This is a genomic window from Streptomyces sp. NPDC046881 (genome assembly GCF_040645015.1).
Classification (GTDB): Bacteria; Actinomycetota; Actinomycetes; order Streptomycetales; family Streptomycetaceae; genus Streptomyces.
Map to the genome: position 1 here is coordinate 12,417 of NZ_JBEYXJ010000037.1, position 16,873 is coordinate 29,289.

Here is a 16,873-nt window from a genome sequence, read left to right on the forward strand (position 1 = left end):
CGTCATCCGGGCAGCTGACCGTCGACCCCCGCGGCCTCCCGCAGCCGGGCGTACTCCTCCGCCATCGTCGTCGCGGTCCAGTGGGCGTTCAGGCCACTGGGGTTGGGCAGGACCCAGATGCGGGTGTCACCGATCGTGCGCTGCTGGGGGCCGACCCGGGCGGTGCGGTCGGCGAAGGCGGCCCGGTAGGCGGTCACGCCGACCACGGCCAGCCACCTCGGCTTCAGACGCGTCACCTTGGCGGTCAGCAGCCGGCCGCCCTCGGCGTACTCCTCGGCGGTCAGTTCGTCCGCCCGCGCGGTCGGCCGGGCGACCACGTTGGTGATGCCGAGGCCGTAGGAGAGCAGCTCCCGCTGCTCCGCCGGCCGCAGCAGCCGGGGTGTGAAGCCGGACAGGTGCAGCACCGGCCAGAACCGGTTGCCGGGGCGGGCGAAGTGGTGACCGGTCGCGGCGGTCATCAGTCCCGGGTTGATCCCGCAGAACAGCACGTGGAGACCGTCCGCGACCACGTCCGGGACGAGCCGGTCGCGGGCGGCCTCCAGTTCCGCCCGGGTGAAGCGGGCAGAGCGCGGTGCGCGGGTCAGAGGATCGCTCCGGGCGTGTACCCGGCGGCCTCCGGGTGCTGCTTGACGATCTCCTCGATGCGGGCGACGACCACGCCGACCTGGGCGGCGGCGGCACCCGTGAAGGACAGCTTGTCGGCCATCAGCGCGCCCAGCCGGTCACGGTCCAGCGGCAGCCGCTCGTCGGCGGCGAGCTTGTCGAGCAGGTCGTTGCGCTCGGCGCCCTGCTCCCGCATCGCGAGGGCGGTCGCCACGGCGTTCTCCTTGATCGCCTCGTGCGCGACCTCGCGGCCGACCCCGGCCCGCACGGCGCCCATGAGCACCTTGGTGGTGGCGAGGAAGGGGAGGTAGCGGTCCAGCTCGCGGGCGACGACGGCCGGGAAGGCACCGAACTCGTCGAGGACCGTCAGGAAGGTCTCCAGCAGGCCGTCCAGCGCGAAGAAGGCGTCCGGCAGGGCCACCCGGCGCACCACCGAGCACGACACGTCGCCCTCGTTCCACTGGTCGCCCGCCAGCTCGCCCGTCATCGAGGCGTAGCCGCGCAGGATGACCATCAGGCCGTTGACGCGCTCGCAGGAGCGGGTGTTCATCTTGTGCGGCATCGCCGAGGAACCGACCTGACCCGGCTTGAAGCCCTCGGTGACCAGCTCGTGCCCGGCCATCAGCCGGATCGTCTTGGCCAGCGAGGAGGGCGCCGCGGCCAGCTGCACCAGCGCGGTGACGACCTCGTAGTCCAGCGAGCGCGGGTAGACCTGGCCGACGGAGGTGAAGGCCTGCGAGAAGCCGAGGTGCCCCGCGATCCGGTTCTCCAGCTCGGCGAGCTTGCCGGCGTCCCCGCCCAGCAGGTCGAGCATGTCCTGCGCGGTGCCGACCGGGCCCTTGATGCCGCGCAGCGGGTAGCGGCCGAGCAGCTCCTCGACGCGGCCGTGGGCCACCAGCAGCTCGTCGGCGGCGGTCGCGAAACGCTTGCCGAGGGTGGTGGCCTGGGCGGCCACGTTGTGCGACCGGCCGGCCATGACCAGCTCGGCGTACTCGCCCGCGAGCTTGCCGAGCCGGGCCAGCACCGCCACCGCGCGGTCGCGCATCAGCTCCAGCGAGAGCCGGATCTGCAGCTGCTCGACGTTCTCCGTGAGGTCGCGGGAGGTCATGCCCTTGTGCACGTGCTCGTGCCCGGCGAGGTCGTTGAACTCCTCGATCCGCGCCTTCACGTCGTGCCGGGTGACCTTCTCGCGCTCGGCGATCGAGGCCAGGTCGACGGTGTCGAGGACACGCTCGTAGTCGGCGATCGCCTCGTCCGGCACCTCGATGCCGAGGTCCTTCTGGGCCCGCAGCACGGCGAGCCAGAGCTGCCGCTCCAGCTTCACCTTCTGCTCGGGGGACCAGAGCGTGGCGAGCTCGGCGGAGGCGTAGCGTCCGGCGAGGACGTTCGGGATGCGGGGCTTGGCGGGCGCAGAAGTCACGTGTCCAGAGTTTACAGTCCGTCCATACAGGGTCCGTACCGTCCAGGAGCCGTAGGAAACTACAGGTCAACGGGCTGTCGGACGGGTTCACGTGCGTCGGTTCGTGAGACGAGTGTGAGACAACGCCCGCCAGCCCGGCCCTCAGCTGTCGGCCGCGGGCTCCGTCTTCGGCCGGCCGCCCTTGCGGGCCCGGCGCTCGGCGACCTCCCTCTCGGCCCTCTCAAGGTCCGCCCGGTCCTCGTCGGTGCCGTGCTCCCGGATCCGCGCCTTCATGTGGTCCAGCACGTCAGCCGTGCGATCAGTGCCCAGCCGCTCGCACACGCGGCCGTAGGCCTGCCACAGGGGATCCGGTACGCGGATCGGCCGTGGGGTCGTGTGCCGCTTCTTCTCTGCTGACTGCTCGGCCACTGCTGTCTCTCTCGTAGAAGCACAGATCCTCGCAGAGGGTCTTGTGTATCTACAAGGTTCCGGATGCCGTGTAGATACAAGGTTAAGCCTCTCGGAAACGAGACGGCCCCCGCTGGTGCGCCAGAACCCCGACGCCCCGTCCCTGCCGACGTCCGTCTCCTCTTCGGTGGGCACCCGCCTGTGCCTGGCCGTCATGGACCGGCGCGCCAACAACAACGTTCTCGGCACCAGCGCCTACGAGCGCGGGCTGCGCGCCACGGACATCAGCATCGACGAGCAGGGCACCGGCATCCTCGCCCGCGGCCGCGAGGGCATCACGGTGCGCGCCGCGTTCATCAAGCAGACCAGGTCTGGGCGGACCAGGGCTTTGCCGGCCGCCTGGTCGACTGGGCAGGCCAGGTCCTGAACCGAGAGTTGAAGATCGTGTGCGCAAGGAGCCGGGGCGGCATGGCTTGCGGGTCCAGCCCAAGCGGTGGGCGATTGAGCGGACATCCGCGTGGTTCACCGCGCATCACCGTTTGGCTTGGGACTACGAGCATCACCCAGCCCACGCCGAAGCCATGAGTCGGTGGGCCATGGTCGGCATCATGGTCCGCCGACTCACTCGCGGACGTCCCTCCACTCGGCCCGGGCCGAAGCCGCTACGGAGGATCGCTCGGCAATGAGGTCTCAGTGGTGTCCGTAGACCACACGCCAGCGTGGCCCCAGACGCTGTCCGAGCTCGCATACGAACGCCTCCCGAAGCGGGGGCCAGTTGTTGAAGCACACAGCCAGTTCACCAACTTGGCAAGCCCATTCTCCAGGCCAGTCCCCCAGGGGTTCTGAGTGCTCGCACGAGGAGCAGAACACAGTCGGTTCATCGGAGTGCAGCCAACGCAGAAGCAGGTCTACGTACTGGTCCTGGGCGAGTGGCGCTGCACAGCGCCGACAGGCTGGTGGCTCGAGGTTCTCGCCCGAGTCGAATACCTGCCGTCTGGTCACTATGTCCACACCCGAGTTCATCAAGGCCCGCTCAACGTCGTCATCGGTTGCCCTGGCTTCGGCCTCCGGGCCGGCGAGAAACTCGCTCGGGTCTGCCAGCGTGCCGGGGGTGGGGTTCGCAACGATGACGCCCGTAGCCAGCAGCCAGTCCCGTACCGCCGCAGCACGATTGCGTGCGTCAGCCGCTGACAGGGAGATCTCCACCAGCGTCTGTTCGTGATCACTCATGCCGTAGACCGTACTGGCGGTCTCTGACACCGGAACCGTAGCTCCGATGTCTGCGCTGTCCAGCTCGGCAAGACCTTCACCGGCCTCGACGAAGGCCAGGTGACCTGCTGGAACTCCTGGATGCGCTGGTCGCTGTTCTCCCTGATCGCCGGCGCCGTCCTCGTACTCACCATCGCCGCCACGACCAGCGCCATCCCTGCCGGACCGTCCCGCCTCGTCCCGCTGACCTGCCCTGAACTCGTCCGGCTCCTACGGGCCTTCGTCCTGACACCACCCGTCCGGAAAGCGGAACACGTCCTGCGCTGGACAGCCTGGCGCCGACATCGTCAAGCCGTCGCGCAAGCCTGCCACCAGCGCCGACACGCTCTCCAAGACCAGCCATGACCGGAACTGCAGCTGCCGTGGCTGATGCACGCGAACGCGGCCAACACCAGCCAGCTCATCGAGTTCTGCAAGCTCGCCTTGAACGTGGGCCACATCGCTGCCGAGGACGTCGAGGCCATCCAGTCCTGTCTCACTCGCGCGGAGAAGTTCCGGAACCGCCGCAACACGATCGTGCACAAGATGCTGGGCTATCACACCTCTGCCGTCACCGTTGAGGAGATGGAAGCGCTGGCCGATGAGGTCGCGGTGTTGCGGGACGACATGTTCCGAGCGGGCTGGAACGCATCATCCGCCAAGCCTTCGGGCATGGAGAGGCTGCCGCCCCGCCTTCCTGGGCAGACGGTAAATGGAGTCACTCCGGCCGAGTAAGAGCCCGCTTCGTCGGCTACTCGGCGCCGTTCTTCCAGGGCCGCTCGCCCACCTTCCCGGTGCGCCCTTCGGTCTGCTGCCGGCGCGCGGCCGTGGTCACCATGAAGCCGATCAGCACCGCGCCGAACACCAACGGCAGTACCGGCCAGCCCTTGACGATGCTCACCATCAGCAGCACGGCCCGCCTGCGCACTCCGCGTACATGACGGTCGCCGACCAGGACGAGGCCCCGTGGTCGCACGTCCAGAAGCGTGGCGCCCATGTCGCCGGGCCGTTCGGTCAGTACTTGGCGGCCAGACTGACCTGAGTGTCGCCTCCGGCGCCTGCGAGCCGCCACCGCAGCCACTTGCGGTCGGGCGCGTTCGTGTTCACGGAGAGCCAGTGTCCCGGAACAACCACGCCCTGCCAGTTCTGGACCCAGAAACACTCCTGGCCGCTGCACTGCCATATGTCGACGAAGAAGGTGGCGTTGTGCGACCCCTCGCGACCCACCATCGCGATCCCTGTTCCGAAACCCACAGCGCGATTCGTCCCGCAGGTCGCCCAGTCCCAACCCTGTACACACGCCTGGGCGCCGTTGCAGAACGTGTCCCGGAACCAGATCTGCTCGTCCGTGGTGAGCACCGTCGGCTCGTCGTAGCCGGCCCGTTCGCCACTCGCCTGCTCACCGGCGTCGGGCGGTCCCTCGACCTCGACCGGAGTGGCGGGAAGCTGGTCGACCGCGCGACCGCTCTCCACGATCGCCTTCGTGCCGTCGGAGAACTCGATGATCTGGATGGCGTGGTCGTCTCCAAGCGCCATCGTTGCCTCAACGCGCGGAGGCAATGCCTGCTTGATGTTGGTGGTCGTCGTTGTCATCTCAGACTTCCTCTCTCTGGCAGGGGATGCGCGGTGGCGTGATGGCGTGCCCTGCCAAGATGAGTCTGCTGAAGCGGGATTGAGGGTCCACCCGTACGACCCCGCTCGTTCTCGGGTGGATCGTACTGTTGCGACTGCCCTACCTGGCCCTGTCGAGTGCGTTCGCCTTCATACGGCTGCTGCCGATGAGCACTGCGGACAAGGGTAATCTGGGGCCTTTGTGTGCATTCTACCAGTGCATCTAGTCGCGGTGCGGCATCCAGGTCGCCATCGTCGCCACCGCCCGGAAGGTGACCACCTTGTGCTGGCACCTGGTCACCAAGGGCTAGGGCTGCGAGTACAACGACAAGGCGTTGCGCCGCCACGAGCGGGAGATCGTTGAGCAGCAGGAGCGCGCCTACGCGGTGATGACCTCGCACTGGCAACCAAGCCACGCGGACGGTACGAACTCGGCGCAGGCCGCAGCCGAGCCGGCTCTGTGGCGATCGCCGACGACCACCGCCAAGGGATCACCTGCGACCGTCGCACCTACCGCAACGTCACCCAGGCCGTCGACATCGTGCGCGACCTGCTGGACAGCCGCAGCGACGCCGAGACAGCCGACTACCTCAACAGCCTCGACTTCATCATCGGGAACTGACGTTCCTTCACGGTGAACAACGACCTCACCGGGTCCGGGGATCACCGTGCTCGAGGCCGCCCGGATCCTCGGCGTCCATGAAGCTGCAATCCACCCCTGGATCCGCAGCGGTGAGACGGTCGCCAGCCGGGCCCGCCACCGCCGCTGGTGCATCGCCTGGGACAGCGACATCGAGGCGTACCGGAAACAGCGCGTGTTCACCTCCTCCCACCTCAAGTGGCGAGCGACTACCAACTACGAGACAGGACGGGCAGTATGAAGCCGACTTCCCACAGGCGCACGATCGCCGGATATTCGGCACCCCATTCTTCCTGGAAGGCCAGGAAGCGGTCCTCGGCCGTTACACCGGGGACCGCCGTACAGACCCTTTCACCTTGTTCCGCCAGCAACCGGTACGTCGCCTTGGCGCACATCTTCAGCGTTCAACAGCCGGCCCCAAGGGCACGGGCTCATGGTGGTCCGGCAAGCACCAGCACCACGGAGGGAACATGCAAGTCATCGCGACCCGGACTCCGCCACCCGGTCAAGAGGCCCAGGGCGGTGAACTCGTCGACTGTGACGCGACGTTCAACACCGTGATCCAGGACGTCCACGCCGTCGCCGAATGCGCCAATGCCCTGCTGAAGGTCCCCTTCAAGGCCCTGCGCCGAGTCAGCCTCGACCCAGCCTCCACCACCCGCATCGCCCGCGCCGCCCTCGTCCTGCTCCAGCTCGAACACAGCCGCACCGCGGGGCGCCGCCTCCCGCCGTAGGGGGCGACGCTGAGTTGCGGGCCTCCATGCCCGATGTCACGGTCTAAACAGGGGGACGCCGACGACCTGGCATTGGACAGCGCTGCAGGCCACGGCACTAGGCGTCGAGACACGAATGAACCGTGGCTCCCCACCCGTGGCGCCTGTCAATCCGTGAATCGTCGCGCCTCTGCAAACCGGGAAGCACACAGAAAGCGGGAAATTCAATGGTGAACGGACCGATGGACAGGCGTGTCTTCAATGGGCAACCCGATCGGCCCAATGGCCCCGTCAGGGGCCAGGGTACGGAGTACACCGGTCGGTACGTGGTCCTGCTCGACCAGAGCAACCAGGAGAGCGGCCTGAACGCCCTGAGTTCCGCCGCCGACATCGCGCCTGTCGAACGCGTTCGGGGCACCGAGGCCGCGAACGTCGCCGAACTCCTGGAACGTCCTGACGTCTCGGTGCACCTCGAGGAACTCGGAGCTGCCGTCGTCGAGGTACGGCCCGATCAGCGCCACACGCTGGTGACGACGGCCGAGGCGGAGCCGTCGATCATCGCGGCGGAGCCGGAGCGCATGGTGTACGCCATGCCGATCACCGCCCCGCAGCAGGCACCGACCGAGTTCTTCCCGGCCTACCGCAGCGACGAGGACGTGGTCGCCCGCCACACCAGGGCCGAAATCGCCGCTGCCCAGGGCCCGGCCTTGGACGAGCAGAGCTTCACCTGGGGCCTGCAGGCGATCCGGGCCAACCTGTCCCACCTGACCGGACGCGGTGTGAAGGTCGCCGTCCTCGACACCGGCGTGGACACCGCCCACCCGGACCTGGTCCGGTGTGTCGAGGCCACGATGTCCTTCGTCATAGGCGAGGCGGTCGAGGACGGTCATGGCCATGGCACCCACTGCATCGGCACCGTCGCCGGACCGAAAAACCCCCAGCAGGCACCCCGCTACGGCGTGGCCTGCGATGCCCGGATCCTCGCCGGGAAGGTCCTCAGCAACCAGGGCAGCGGCACCGACGGTCAGATCCTGGCGGGCATGGCCTGGGCCGTCGCCCAGGGCGCCCGGGTGATTTCCATGTCGCTCGGCGCTCGGGTCCGACCGGGTGAGCTGTTTCCGCAGACGTACGAGATTCTGGCCCAGCGCGCGCTCGAGCGTGGGACGGTGATCGTCGCCGCCGCGGGCAACGACAGCAACCGGCCTCCGAGCATTCTGCCGGTCAGCCGACCCGCCAACTGTCCCTCCATCCTCGCGGTGGCCGCGCTCGACAAGTCGATCACGCCGTCGTTCTTCTCCAACGGCGGAATCAACGGCCAGGGCGGTGAGATCAACATTGCCGCGCCCGGCAGGGACGTGCACTCGGCCGCTCCTGGCGGCGGGTATCAGACCATGAGCGGCACGAGCATGGCCACGCCGCACGTGGCGGGTGTCCTCGCCCTGCTCGCCGAGGCCAACCCCAACGCTTCCGCGGCCGATCTCGTGGCGAGCCTGAAGTCCGGCGCGTTCCCACTGGCACAGCCCGTCCGGGACGTCGGCGCGGGCCTGCTGCAGGCCCCGTGAGTGAGCCCACCCAGTCCCCGCTGGTCGGGGTCATCCTCGCGGTCGACCCCGACCGGTTCGCGGAGGTGGTAGAGGCCCTGCGGCGGGCCGGGCTCACGGTCACCGGCGAGCAGCCGGTCCTCGGTACGCTCTCCGGCACCGTCGCGGAGGACCGTATACCGGCCCTGGAGATGGTCGACGGCGTCGAATCCGTCGATCGGGAACGCGCTGTCCAGCTCCCCCCGCCCGACTCCCCGATCCAGTGAGCTCAGTGACGGCCGTCGAACGGCTGGCTGACGGAGGGCGCAGGGTCCTCCCGGTCACGGCCGACGAAACAGCCGGGGCCTGCCCGGCTCTGCCCTACGTTGAGCTGCTCAACCGGTGCGTCGCCAGTCCGTCACAGGGCCGGGGTCTGTGTGGTCCGCAGGGGTGACCCAGAAGGCCTTACCCAGCTCAGCGCTAAAATGCGCGCCTGCCCGGCCGTCGCCCGAGGAGCGGCCGGTCAGGCGGCGGCCTATCCAGGGCAGCAGGTGCTGCCGGGCGAACCGGGCGTCGGCGACCCGCCGCGCCAGCCAGCCCGGCGGGAGCGTCGCCGGCATCGGTACGTGCCAGTCGGTGTCCTCCGGGTCGTACCCGAGCGTCTGCCACACCGCCTCGGCGACCCGGCGGTGCCCCTCCGCCGTCAGGTGCAGCCGGTCCACGTCCCACAGCCGCGGGTCGGCCAGCGCGGGCGCCCGGTACAGGTCGACCACGACGGCACCGTGCTTCGCGGCCAGCTCGTCCACGCAGGCGAACAGCTCCTCCATGCGCGGCCGGAACCGCTCCAGCACCGGGCCCTGCCGGCCGGGGCTGCGCATCAGCACCAGCTGCTTGCAGGACGGTGCCAGCCGTTCCACGGCCTCGGTGAGCAGCCCGCGGACCCGGCCCATGTCGCACTTGGGGCGCAGGGTGTCGTTGAGGCCGCCGACCAGGGTGACGACGTCGGCGTTCATGGCCGCGGCCACGGGCACCTGCTCGTCGACGATCTGCCCGATCAGCTTCCCGCGCACGGCGAGGTTGGCGTACCGGAAGCCGGGTGTGCGGGCGGCCATCCGCGCGGCGAGGACATCGGCCCAGCCCCGGTAGGAGCCGTCGGGCAGCAGGTCCGACATGCCCTCGGTGAAGGAGTCGCCGACCGCGACCAGGCTGGTGTAGGCGGGAGATGTGGGATTCGTCTGCATGGCGACAGAGATGGTATCCCGAGGCCAATACCAGCCGGTCGGTCAGCCCCGGGTTCCGTGTCCGCCGCGCCCGCTCAGCTCTGGGCCGGCTGGCCGAACAGCTGGCGCAGCACGTCCTCCATCGTCACCAGGCCCGCGAGCCGGCCGTCGTCGCCGAGCACGGCGGCGAGGTGGGTGCGGCTGCCCCGCATCGCGGTGAGGACGTCGTCCAGCGGCGTGCCCTCGCGGACGCGCGCGATGGGGCGCATGTCCCGCAGCCGGAACGCCATGTCCCGCGGTGAGGCGTCCAGCGCGTCCTTGACGTGCAGGTAGCCCACGATCCGACGGCCGTTGTCGACCACCGGGAACCGGGAGAAGCCCGACTCGGCCGACAGCCGCTCCAGCTGCTCCGGGGTGACGCCCACGCGCGCGTAGACGACCCGTTGCAGGGGCACGATCACGTCCCGCACCGGCCGGCTGCCCAGCTCCAGGGCGTCGTGCAGCCGCTCCTGCGCCCGGTCGTCGATCAGGCCCGCCTCGCTGGCGTCCTTGACGATCTCGGCCAGCTCGGTGTCCGTGAAGGTCGCCGCGACCTCGTCCTTCGCCTCCACCCGCAGCAGCTTCAGCAGCCCGTTCGCGAAGGCGTTGATCGTGAAGATCACCGGCCGCAGCGCCCGGGCGAGCGCGACCAGCGGCGGGCCGAGCAGCAGCGCGCTGCGCACCGGCTCGGCGAGCGCGATGTTCTTCGGGACCATCTCGCCGAGCAGCATGTGCAGATAGGTGGCGAGGGTCAGCGCGATCACGAAGGACACGGCGTGCCCGGCGCTCACCGGCACGCCCAGCGCGTGGAACACCGGCTCCAGCAGATGCGCGATCGCCGGCTCGGCGACCACACCCAGCACCAGCGTGCACAGCGTGATGCCGAGCTGGGCGGCGGCCAGCAGCGCGGAGACGTGCTCCAGACCCCACAGCACGCTCCGCGCGCGCCGGTCGCCCTCCTGGGCCAGCGGCTCGATCTGGGAGCGGCGCACGGAGATCAACGCGAACTCGGCGCCCACGAAGAAGGCGTTGACGACGAGGGTCGCCAGGCCGATCAGCAGCTGTACGGCGGTCATCGCGTGCCCTTCCGCGTCCCGTGCGTCCCACCGGCGCCCTGGACGCGCTCGTCGTCCAGCGGCGCGTGCAGCAGCACCCGCGCGGCCCGGCGGCCCGAGGCGTCGACCACGTCCAGCTGCCAGCCGGCCACCTCGACGCTGTCCCCCACGGCGGGTATCCGGCCCAGCTCGGTGGCGACCAGGCCGGCCAGTGTCTCGTACGGCCCCTCGGGCACGCGCAGCCCCACGCGCGCGAGCTGGTCGGTGCGGGCGGCGCCGTCCGCGGAGTACAGGGCCCGGCCCCGCTCGTCCGCGCCGGCCGGGGCGAGGTCGGGCGTCTCGTGCGGGTCGTGCTCGTCCCGCACCTCGCCGACGACCTCCTCCACGATGTCCTCCAGGGTGGCCACCCCGGCCGTACCGCCGTACTCGTCGATGACGACGGCCATGGTGCGCCGGCCGCCGAGCCGGTCCAGCAGCCGGTCGACGGTCAGGGACTCGGGCACCAGCAGCGGCTCGCGCATGATCTGCGCGACCGTGCGGTGGCGCCGCTGGTCCGCGGGGACGGCCAGGACGTCCTTGATGTGGGCGGTGCCGACGACGGAGTCCAGGCTGCCCCGGTAGACCGGGAACCGGCTCAGTCCGGTCGCCCGGGTCGCGTTGGCCACGTCCTCGCAGGTCGCCTGGGTGTCCAGGGCGATGACCTGGACGCGCGGGGTCATCACGTTCTCGGCCGTGAGGTCGGCCAGGTTCAGCGTCCGCACGAACAGTTCGGCGGTGTCCGGCTCCAGGGCGCCCTCCTTGGCGGAGTGCCGGGCGAGCGCGGCCAGCTCCTGCGGCCCGCGCGCGGAGGCCAGCTCCTCGGCGGGCTCGATGCCGAGCCGGCGGACGAAACGGTTGGCGGTGTTGTTCAGGTGGGTGATGAAGGGCCGGAAGACCGCGCTGAACCAGCGCTGGGCGCTGCCCACCCGCCTCGCCATGGTCAGCGGCGAGGAGATCGCCCAGTTCTTCGGCACCAGTTCGCCGACGACCATCAGGAACACCGTCGACAGGGCCGTGCCCACCACCAGCGCGACGGAACTCGCCGTGGTCCGGGACAGGCCCAGCGCCGTGAACGGCCCGGCGAGCAGCTTGGCGATCGACGGCTCGGCGAGCATGCCGACCACCAGGTTGGTCACGGTGATGCCGAGCTGGGCGCCGGAGAGCTGGAAGGTCAGGTTCCGTACGGCTTTCAGAGCGCCCGCGGCACCGCGCTCGCCGCGCGCGGCGGCCCGCTCCAGCTCGCCGCGTTCCACCGTGGTCAGCGAGAACTCGGCAGCCACGAAGGCACCGCAGGCCAGCGACAGCAGGATCGCCACCAGAAGGAGGAGCACTTCGGTCATCGGGTCACCCCCGTCCCATGATCGGACAGGGTGGGGCGGAACGCGCGGTGTCGCGTACTGGGAGGCTCGCCCATGGGCGGACGCTCACAACCTTTCATAGAGGGCCGAGTGCTCCCTCCAGGGTAAAGGATGGGCAAAAAAAGCCTTCCCGGGGCCCGTCCCGGCCCCCGGCCTTACTCCGTGAGCGGCTTCACCCAGCGCCGCCACCGCTCCTCCGGCCCGTACCCGGCGGCGCGCCAGGCGTGCTGCGCGGTCTCGTTGCGGACCAGCACCATCGCGTCCGCGCGCCGCCCGCCCAGCCGTACGAAGCGCTCCTCGGCGGCGGCCAGCAGCGCCGAGCCGATGCCCTGCCGCCGCCGCTCCGGGTGCACCGCGAGCCGGTACAGATGGCACCGCCAGCCGTCGAAGCCGGCGATCACCGTGCCCACCAGACCGCCGTCCAGCTCGGCCAGCAGGAGCGCCTCCGGGTCGCGGTCGACCAGCCGCTCCACCCCGGCGCGGTCGTCGCTGATGCTCGTCCCCTCGGCGGCCGTCCTCCAGAAGGCCAGGACGGAGTCGAGGTCCCCGGGCACGGCGGCGCGTATACGCGGATCGGTCATGCGGCCATCATGATCGCCGCCATCCGGGCGTCACCCGGAATTCCGTCATGCGGACTCCTCCCGCAGCCGTGCCATCACGGGCGCGAACGCCTCCATGAACGGCTCCAGCACGGTCAGGTACGAGAACCCGAACCGCTCGCGCTGCGCCCGCACCTTCGCCACGACGTCCTCCAGCGGGCCGGCCAGCACGAGGGGCAGGGCCAGCGCCCGGTCCACGGTCAGCTCGGGCCGCCGCTCCAGCAGCGGTGCCAGGGCCGGTTCGGGGTCGTCGGCGACGGCCACCAGCTGGATCAGCAGGTTCAGCTCGGCGGGCTCCGCCCGGTCCGCCGCCAGCGCGCGGTACCGGGCCACCCGCTCGTCCAGCTCCTCGGCGTCCAGCGGATCCAGCGTGCCCGACGCCTTCCCCGGCCGGGCCCCGGTGAAGGCCGCGATGTCCGCGTGCGCGGCGGTCAGGCGCAGCATCCGGTCGCCGTTGGCGCCGATCAGCACCGGCACCCGGGACTGGACGGGCCGGGGAGCGTACTCCGCGGAGCCGAGCAGCCGCTTCAGTTCCGTCACCGTGCGCTCCAGGTGGTCCACCCGCTCGCGCGGCGAACCGTACGGCAGCCCGGCCGTCTCGTGCTCCGCCTGCACGTACCCGGTGCCCAGGCCCAGTTCGAGCCGGCCGCCGGTCAGCGCGTCGGTGGTCGCCACCTCGCGGGCCAGCAGCGCCGGGTTCCAGAAACCGGAGTTGAGCACGAACGTGCCGACCCGCGGCCGTTCGGTCGCCTCCGCCGCCGCGACCAGCGCCGGGAACGGCGCGGGCATGCCGAGATGGTCCGGGACGAGGATCACGTCGTAGCCCAGTTCCTCGGCGCGACGGCACCGGGCACGCCACTCGGCGGCGGGCGCCGGTGCGAGCAGGTTGACTCCGAAACGGAACGGACGCGCCATCACATCTCCCCGGTCGCGGACGACTTGGACCAGTTCCGATTCCATCACGCCCGCGCCGGCGTGATCACCCGGGTGGGCTCACTCGTGGGCGATCGCCGCCAGCACGTTCATCCGGGACGCCCGCAGTGCCGGCAGCAGGGCCGCCACCACGCCCACCACCGCCGAGCCGATCACCACCGCCACGACCGTGCCCCACGGGATGGCGAGCGCCGTCAGCCCGCGCAGGGCCAGCACCCGCTGCATGCACACCCCCCACACCAGTCCCAGGCCCAGCCCCAGGACCGCCCCGAACACCGCGATCACCACCGACTCCAGCCGGATCATCCGGCGCACCTGTCGCCGCCCCAGCCCGATCGCCCGCAGCAGCCCGATCTCCCGGGTCCGCTCCACCACCGACAGGGCGAGCGTGTTGACCACGCCGAGCACGGCGATGACGATCGCCAGCCCGAGCAGCGCGTACACCAGGTACAGCAGCACGGCGATCTGGTCGTGGACCAGGTCCTTGTAGTCGGCCTGGTCGCGCACCTGGACCTGCGGGAAGGACCGGAGCGCCCGCTCCAGGCGGGGCCGCAGGCTGGCCGGGTCGGTGCCGGGGGCCGCGTTGACGTAGAGCGCCGCGTCCTGCCCGTTCGGCACGTACCGCTCCAGGGTCGCCAGGCCGAGGAAGAGGCCGCCCTGGTTGCCGAAGCCGTCGGCCGCCTCCTGGTCGGTCAGCGCCCCGACGGTCAGCTCCGCCCGGCGCCCGCCCGGGAACCCGACCGGCAGCACACTGCCGACCCGCACCCCGTGGTCCTCCGCGTAGCCGGCGTCCAGGGCGAGGTGCCCCTCGGCCAGGGCGGCCGCCGAGCCGCCCCGCGCGTAGGTGATGTGCGCGACGTCGTCGAGCCGCGGGCCGTACCCGGCGGCGGACGTCGTCACCCGCCGGCCGTCCGGCAGGCGCACGGCGACCGGGGTGAGCCGCTGCCGTACGACGAGCCCGACCCCCGGTGTCGCGGCCACCCGGTCCGCGATCTGTCGGGTGAACGGCATGAAGTTGCCGTTCTGGACGACGAAGTCGGCGCCCAGCGTGCGGTCGATCTGCCGGTCGAACGACGCGGACATCGAGGCGCCGGCCACCGACATCCCGCCGACCAGGGCCAGGCCCACCATCAGCGCGGCGGCCGTGGCGCCGGTCCGGCGCGGATTGCGCAACGCGTTGCGCTGGCTCATCCGGCCGACCGGGCCGAACAGCGCCGGGAAGGCCGCGCCCAGCACCCGGATCACGGGCCGTACCAGCAGCGGGCCGGCCACCACGGTCGCGATCAGCGTCAGCACGACACCGACCCCCAGCAGGGAGGCGGCCTGCGCGGTCCGGGTCGCCGTCGCGCACCCGGCCAGCGCCGCCGCGCCGGCCGCCCCGACCACCGCCCCGGCGATCGCCCGCACCTTCAACGGCCGGGCCGCGCCGGCCCCTTCGGCGACCCCGTCGCCGGCGAGCGCCGCCATCGGCGAGACGGCCGCCGCGCGCCGCGCGGGCAGATACGCGGCCACGAAGGTCACGCCGAGGCCGACGGCACAGGCCGTGACCGGCGTCCCCCAGCCGATCACCAGCTCCGCGGCCCGCAGGTTCATCCCGAACGCGCTCATCAGCCGGATCAGCCCGAACGCCAGCCCGATCCCGGCGCCCAGCCCGAGCGTCGAGCCGGCCAGCCCCAGCAGCAGCGCCTCGGTGAGCACCGAGCGCCGCAGCTGGCGCCGGTCCGCGCCCAGCGCCCGCAGCAGGCCCAGTTCCCGGGTGCGCTGGGCGATCAGCATGGAGAAGGTGTTGACGATCAGGAACACGCCGACCAGCAGGGCGACACCCGCGAAGCCCAGCATCACGTACTTGACCACGTCGAGGAAGGTGCCGAGCGCGGCCGCGGCCGACTTCGCCTGTTCACCGGCGGTCTTCACGTCGTACGCGCGGGTGCCGACCGCCGCGCCGATCCGGCCCTTGAGTTCCGTGTCGGACACGCCCGGTGCCGCGTCCGCCGCGATGCCGGTCGCCCGCGCGGACGAGCCGAGCAACTCCCGGCCGGCCACCGCCGGGTCGAGGTACAGCAGGGCCGCGCCCGGATTGGTCGTGGTGAACGTGGCGATGCCGACGACCCGGACCCGGAAGGTGCCCGGCTGGGCCTGCACGGTCAGGGTGTCCCCGGTCCGCACGTGCCTCCGGCCGGCCGTGTCCGCGTCCAGCAGCGCCTCACCGGCCCCGCGCGGCGCGTGACCGGAGGTCAGCCGCACCGGGCTGCGGCCGGTGGGGTACCAGGCGGCGGCGACGGTGGGGGCGCCGGTGGTCGGGCCGACGGACCGGTTGCGGCGGTCGACCACCACCACGTTCTGCACCGACACCAGCGCGCGAGCCGCCGCCACCCCGTCGACCCCGGCCACCCGGTCCCGCAGCGCGGCCGGCACCGTCTGCACCGCGCCGCTCGCCCGCGCCGACCGAAGGTCCTGCCGGGGCTGGACCGTCACATCGGCGGCGGTGGAGGCGAACAGCCGGTCGAAGGTGCGGGTGACGGTGTCGGAGAAGATCAGGCTGCCCGCCACGAACGCCACGGAAAGGATCACGGCCAGCGCGGAGAGCGCCAGCCGCCCCTTGTGCGCGAGGAAGCTCCTCAGGGTCGCCTTGAGCACCGGGTCAGCCCTCCTCGGCGATGCGGCCGTCGCCGGGCCGGCCCCGGACCACGTCGAACTCCGGGGGCTGGGGATGTCCCCCGGGAAACACCCGCATCCGCTCCAGCACGGCCTCTGCCGTCGGCTCGGGCATCTCGTCCACGATCCGCCCGTCGGCGAGGAAGAGCACCAGGTCGGAGTGGGCGGCGGCGCCCGGGTCGTGCGTCACCATGACGACGGTCTGCCCGAGGTCGTCCACGGCACCGCGCAGGAAGCCCAGCACCTCCAGGCCGGCCCGCGAGTCCAGGTTGCCGGTCGGCTCGTCGGCGAAGACCAGCTCCGGCCGGGAGACCAGCGCCCGCGCGCAGGCCACCCGCTGCTGCTGGCCACCGGAGAGCCGGGCCGGGCGGTGCGTCAGGCGGTCCCGCAGCCCGAGCGTGTCGACGACCTGGTCCAGCCAGCGCGGGTCGGGCTTCCGGCCGGCGATGTCCATCGGCAGGGTGATGTTCTCGGCCGCGGTCAGCGTCGGAATCAGGTTGAACGACTGGAACACGAACCCGACCCGGTCCCGGCGCAGCCGGGTCAGCTCCCGCTCCCGCAGCCCCGTGATCTCGGTGCCGCCGAGCCAGATCCGGCCGGCCGAGACGGTGTCGAGGCCCGCGAGGCAGTGCATGAGCGTGGACTTCCCGGATCCCGACGGGCCCATCACGGCGGTGAACCGGCCCCGCGCGATGTCGACGTCCACCGCGTCCAGGGCGAGTACGGCCGTCTCACCGGAGCCGTAGGCCTTGGTCAGCCCGCGGGCGCGGGCCGCGATCCCGCCGTCCGGTGTGCGGTCGGGTGCGTGCTGCGCAGCAGGTGTCGACAAGACA

General features: G+C 71.3%; 18 protein-coding genes and 1 pseudogene. 6 read left to right on the forward strand and 13 right to left on the reverse strand.

What is annotated here, in order from left to right; translation table 11 throughout:
* Positions 1 to 2: 2 nt before the first annotated feature.
* From mug to ABZ923_RS19505, 3 genes are all read right to left on the reverse strand, one after another.
* Positions 3 to 509 carry a G/U mismatch-specific DNA glycosylase gene (mug, locus tag ABZ923_RS19495; protein ID WP_361473048.1) on the reverse strand — a complete coding sequence of 169 codons (507 nt, stop codon included), beginning with the start codon at positions 507 to 509 and terminating at the stop codon, positions 3 to 5.
* A gap of 71 nt (positions 510 to 580) precedes the next feature.
* Positions 581 to 2,023 carry an adenylosuccinate lyase gene (purB, locus tag ABZ923_RS19500; RefSeq protein WP_361473051.1) on the reverse strand — a complete coding sequence of 481 codons (1,443 nt, stop codon included), beginning with the start codon at positions 2,021 to 2,023 and terminating at the stop codon, positions 581 to 583.
* A gap of 141 nt (positions 2,024 to 2,164) precedes the next feature.
* On the reverse strand, positions 2,165 to 2,431 hold the full coding sequence (locus tag ABZ923_RS19505) for a hypothetical protein (RefSeq protein ID WP_361473054.1): 267 nt from the start codon (positions 2,429 to 2,431) through the stop codon (positions 2,165 to 2,167).
* Positions 2,432 to 2,546: 115 nt separating this feature from the next.
* On the opposite strand from ABZ923_RS19505, the gene ABZ923_RS19510 reads away from it, so the two are divergent.
* Positions 2,547 to 2,837, forward strand: a complete 291-nt coding sequence (locus ABZ923_RS19510) for a hypothetical protein (protein ID WP_361473057.1) — start codon at positions 2,547 to 2,549, stop codon at positions 2,835 to 2,837.
* A 263-nt stretch (positions 2,838 to 3,100) separates the two neighbouring features.
* Here the strand turns inward: ABZ923_RS19510 and ABZ923_RS19515 are convergent, their stop codons facing one another.
* Positions 3,101 to 3,640: a hypothetical protein gene (locus ABZ923_RS19515; protein ID WP_361473060.1), complete on the reverse strand. Its 540-nt coding sequence runs from the start codon at positions 3,638 to 3,640 to the stop codon at positions 3,101 to 3,103.
* A 408-nt stretch (positions 3,641 to 4,048) separates the two neighbouring features.
* Between ABZ923_RS19515 and ABZ923_RS19520 the strand changes: the two genes are divergently transcribed.
* The gene (locus ABZ923_RS19520) at positions 4,049 to 4,393 is read left to right on the forward strand and encodes a hypothetical protein (RefSeq protein WP_361473063.1); all 345 of its coding nucleotides are present in this window, start codon (positions 4,049 to 4,051) and stop codon (positions 4,391 to 4,393) included.
* A gap of 16 nt (positions 4,394 to 4,409) precedes the next feature.
* On the opposite strand, the gene ABZ923_RS19525 is transcribed toward ABZ923_RS19520, so the two are convergent.
* Positions 4,410 to 4,634, reverse strand: a complete 225-nt coding sequence (locus tag ABZ923_RS19525; RefSeq protein ID WP_361473066.1) for a hypothetical protein — start codon at positions 4,632 to 4,634, stop codon at positions 4,410 to 4,412.
* A gap of 38 nt (positions 4,635 to 4,672) precedes the next feature.
* Complete coding sequence (locus tag ABZ923_RS19530; protein WP_361473069.1) at positions 4,673 to 5,251, reverse strand: hypothetical protein; 579 nt, start codon at positions 5,249 to 5,251, stop codon at positions 4,673 to 4,675.
* A gap of 478 nt (positions 5,252 to 5,729) precedes the next feature.
* Between ABZ923_RS19530 and ABZ923_RS19535 the strand changes: the two genes are divergently transcribed.
* The 4 genes and pseudogenes from ABZ923_RS19535 to ABZ923_RS19550 all read left to right on the forward strand — a co-directional run bounded on the left by ABZ923_RS19535 (position 5,730) and on the right by ABZ923_RS19550 (position 8,429).
* Complete coding sequence (locus ABZ923_RS19535; protein WP_361473071.1) at positions 5,730 to 5,891, forward strand: hypothetical protein; 162 nt, start codon at positions 5,730 to 5,732, stop codon at positions 5,889 to 5,891.
* Positions 5,892 to 6,346: 455 nt separating this feature from the next.
* Positions 6,347 to 6,643, forward strand: a pseudogene (locus ABZ923_RS19540) (IS5/IS1182 family transposase); the annotation flags it as partial.
* A gap of 122 nt (positions 6,644 to 6,765) precedes the next feature.
* Positions 6,766 to 8,184 carry a S8 family serine peptidase gene (locus ABZ923_RS19545; RefSeq protein WP_361473074.1) on the forward strand — a complete coding sequence of 473 codons (1,419 nt, stop codon included), beginning with the start codon at positions 6,766 to 6,768 and terminating at the stop codon, positions 8,182 to 8,184.
* Entirely contained in the window at positions 8,181 to 8,429 is a 249-nt protein-coding gene (locus tag ABZ923_RS19550; protein ID WP_361473077.1) for a hypothetical protein, read from the forward strand. Before ABZ923_RS19545 ends, ABZ923_RS19550 begins: the two co-directional genes overlap by 4 nt.
* 108 nt (positions 8,430 to 8,537) lie before the next feature.
* Here ABZ923_RS19550 and ABZ923_RS19555 read toward each other — a convergent pair whose 3' ends face one another.
* The 7 genes from ABZ923_RS19555 to ABZ923_RS19585 form a co-directional block, all read right to left on the reverse strand.
* Complete coding sequence (locus ABZ923_RS19555) at positions 8,538 to 9,383, reverse strand: SGNH/GDSL hydrolase family protein (RefSeq protein ID WP_361473080.1); 846 nt, start codon at positions 9,381 to 9,383, stop codon at positions 8,538 to 8,540.
* Between the two features lie 74 nt (positions 9,384 to 9,457).
* Positions 9,458 to 10,477, reverse strand: a complete 1,020-nt coding sequence (locus tag ABZ923_RS19560; protein ID WP_361473082.1) for a hemolysin family protein — start codon at positions 10,475 to 10,477, stop codon at positions 9,458 to 9,460.
* Positions 10,474 to 11,835: a hemolysin family protein gene (locus ABZ923_RS19565; protein ID WP_361473085.1), complete on the reverse strand. Its 1,362-nt coding sequence runs from the start codon at positions 11,833 to 11,835 to the stop codon at positions 10,474 to 10,476. Before ABZ923_RS19565 ends, ABZ923_RS19560 begins: the two co-directional genes overlap by 4 nt.
* A gap of 173 nt (positions 11,836 to 12,008) precedes the next feature.
* Entirely contained in the window at positions 12,009 to 12,434 is a 426-nt protein-coding gene (locus ABZ923_RS19570; RefSeq protein WP_361473088.1) for a GNAT family N-acetyltransferase, read from the reverse strand.
* Between the two features lie 45 nt (positions 12,435 to 12,479).
* Positions 12,480 to 13,367 carry an LLM class F420-dependent oxidoreductase gene (locus tag ABZ923_RS19575; protein WP_361473091.1) on the reverse strand — a complete coding sequence of 296 codons (888 nt, stop codon included), beginning with the start codon at positions 13,365 to 13,367 and terminating at the stop codon, positions 12,480 to 12,482.
* A 78-nt stretch (positions 13,368 to 13,445) separates the two neighbouring features.
* A complete protein-coding gene (locus ABZ923_RS19580; protein WP_361473094.1) occupies positions 13,446 to 16,022 on the reverse strand; it encodes an FtsX-like permease family protein in 2,577 nt (858 codons plus the stop codon).
* A gap of 4 nt (positions 16,023 to 16,026) precedes the next feature.
* Entirely contained in the window at positions 16,027 to 16,869 is an 843-nt protein-coding gene (locus ABZ923_RS19585; protein ID WP_361473097.1) for an ABC transporter ATP-binding protein, read from the reverse strand.
* Positions 16,870 to 16,873: the final 4 nt, after the last annotated feature.

Bases quoted from the DNA above. Each gene is read 5' to 3' on its own strand.
- ABZ923_RS19555 (WP_361473080.1), bottom strand. From the start codon at position 9,383: ATGCAGACGAATCCCACATCTCCCGCCTACACCAGCCTGGTCGCGGTC.
- ABZ923_RS19520 (WP_361473063.1), top strand. From the start codon at position 4,049: ATGCACGCGAACGCGGCCAACACCAGCCAGCTCATCGAGTTCTGCAAG.
- ABZ923_RS19515 (WP_361473060.1), bottom strand. From the start codon at position 3,640: ATGAGTGATCACGAACAGACGCTGGTGGAGATCTCCCTGTCAGCGGCT.
- ABZ923_RS19560 (WP_361473082.1), bottom strand. From the start codon at position 10,477: ATGACCGCCGTACAGCTGCTGATCGGCCTGGCGACCCTCGTCGTCAAC.
- ABZ923_RS19575 (WP_361473091.1), bottom strand. From the start codon at position 13,367: ATGGCGCGTCCGTTCCGTTTCGGAGTCAACCTGCTCGCACCGGCGCCC.
- ABZ923_RS19530 (WP_361473069.1), bottom strand. From the start codon at position 5,251: ATGACAACGACGACCACCAACATCAAGCAGGCATTGCCTCCGCGCGTT.
- ABZ923_RS19570 (WP_361473088.1), bottom strand. From the start codon at position 12,434: ATGACCGATCCGCGTATACGCGCCGCCGTGCCCGGGGACCTCGACTCC.
- ABZ923_RS19565 (WP_361473085.1), bottom strand. From the start codon at position 11,835: ATGACCGAAGTGCTCCTCCTTCTGGTGGCGATCCTGCTGTCGCTGGCC.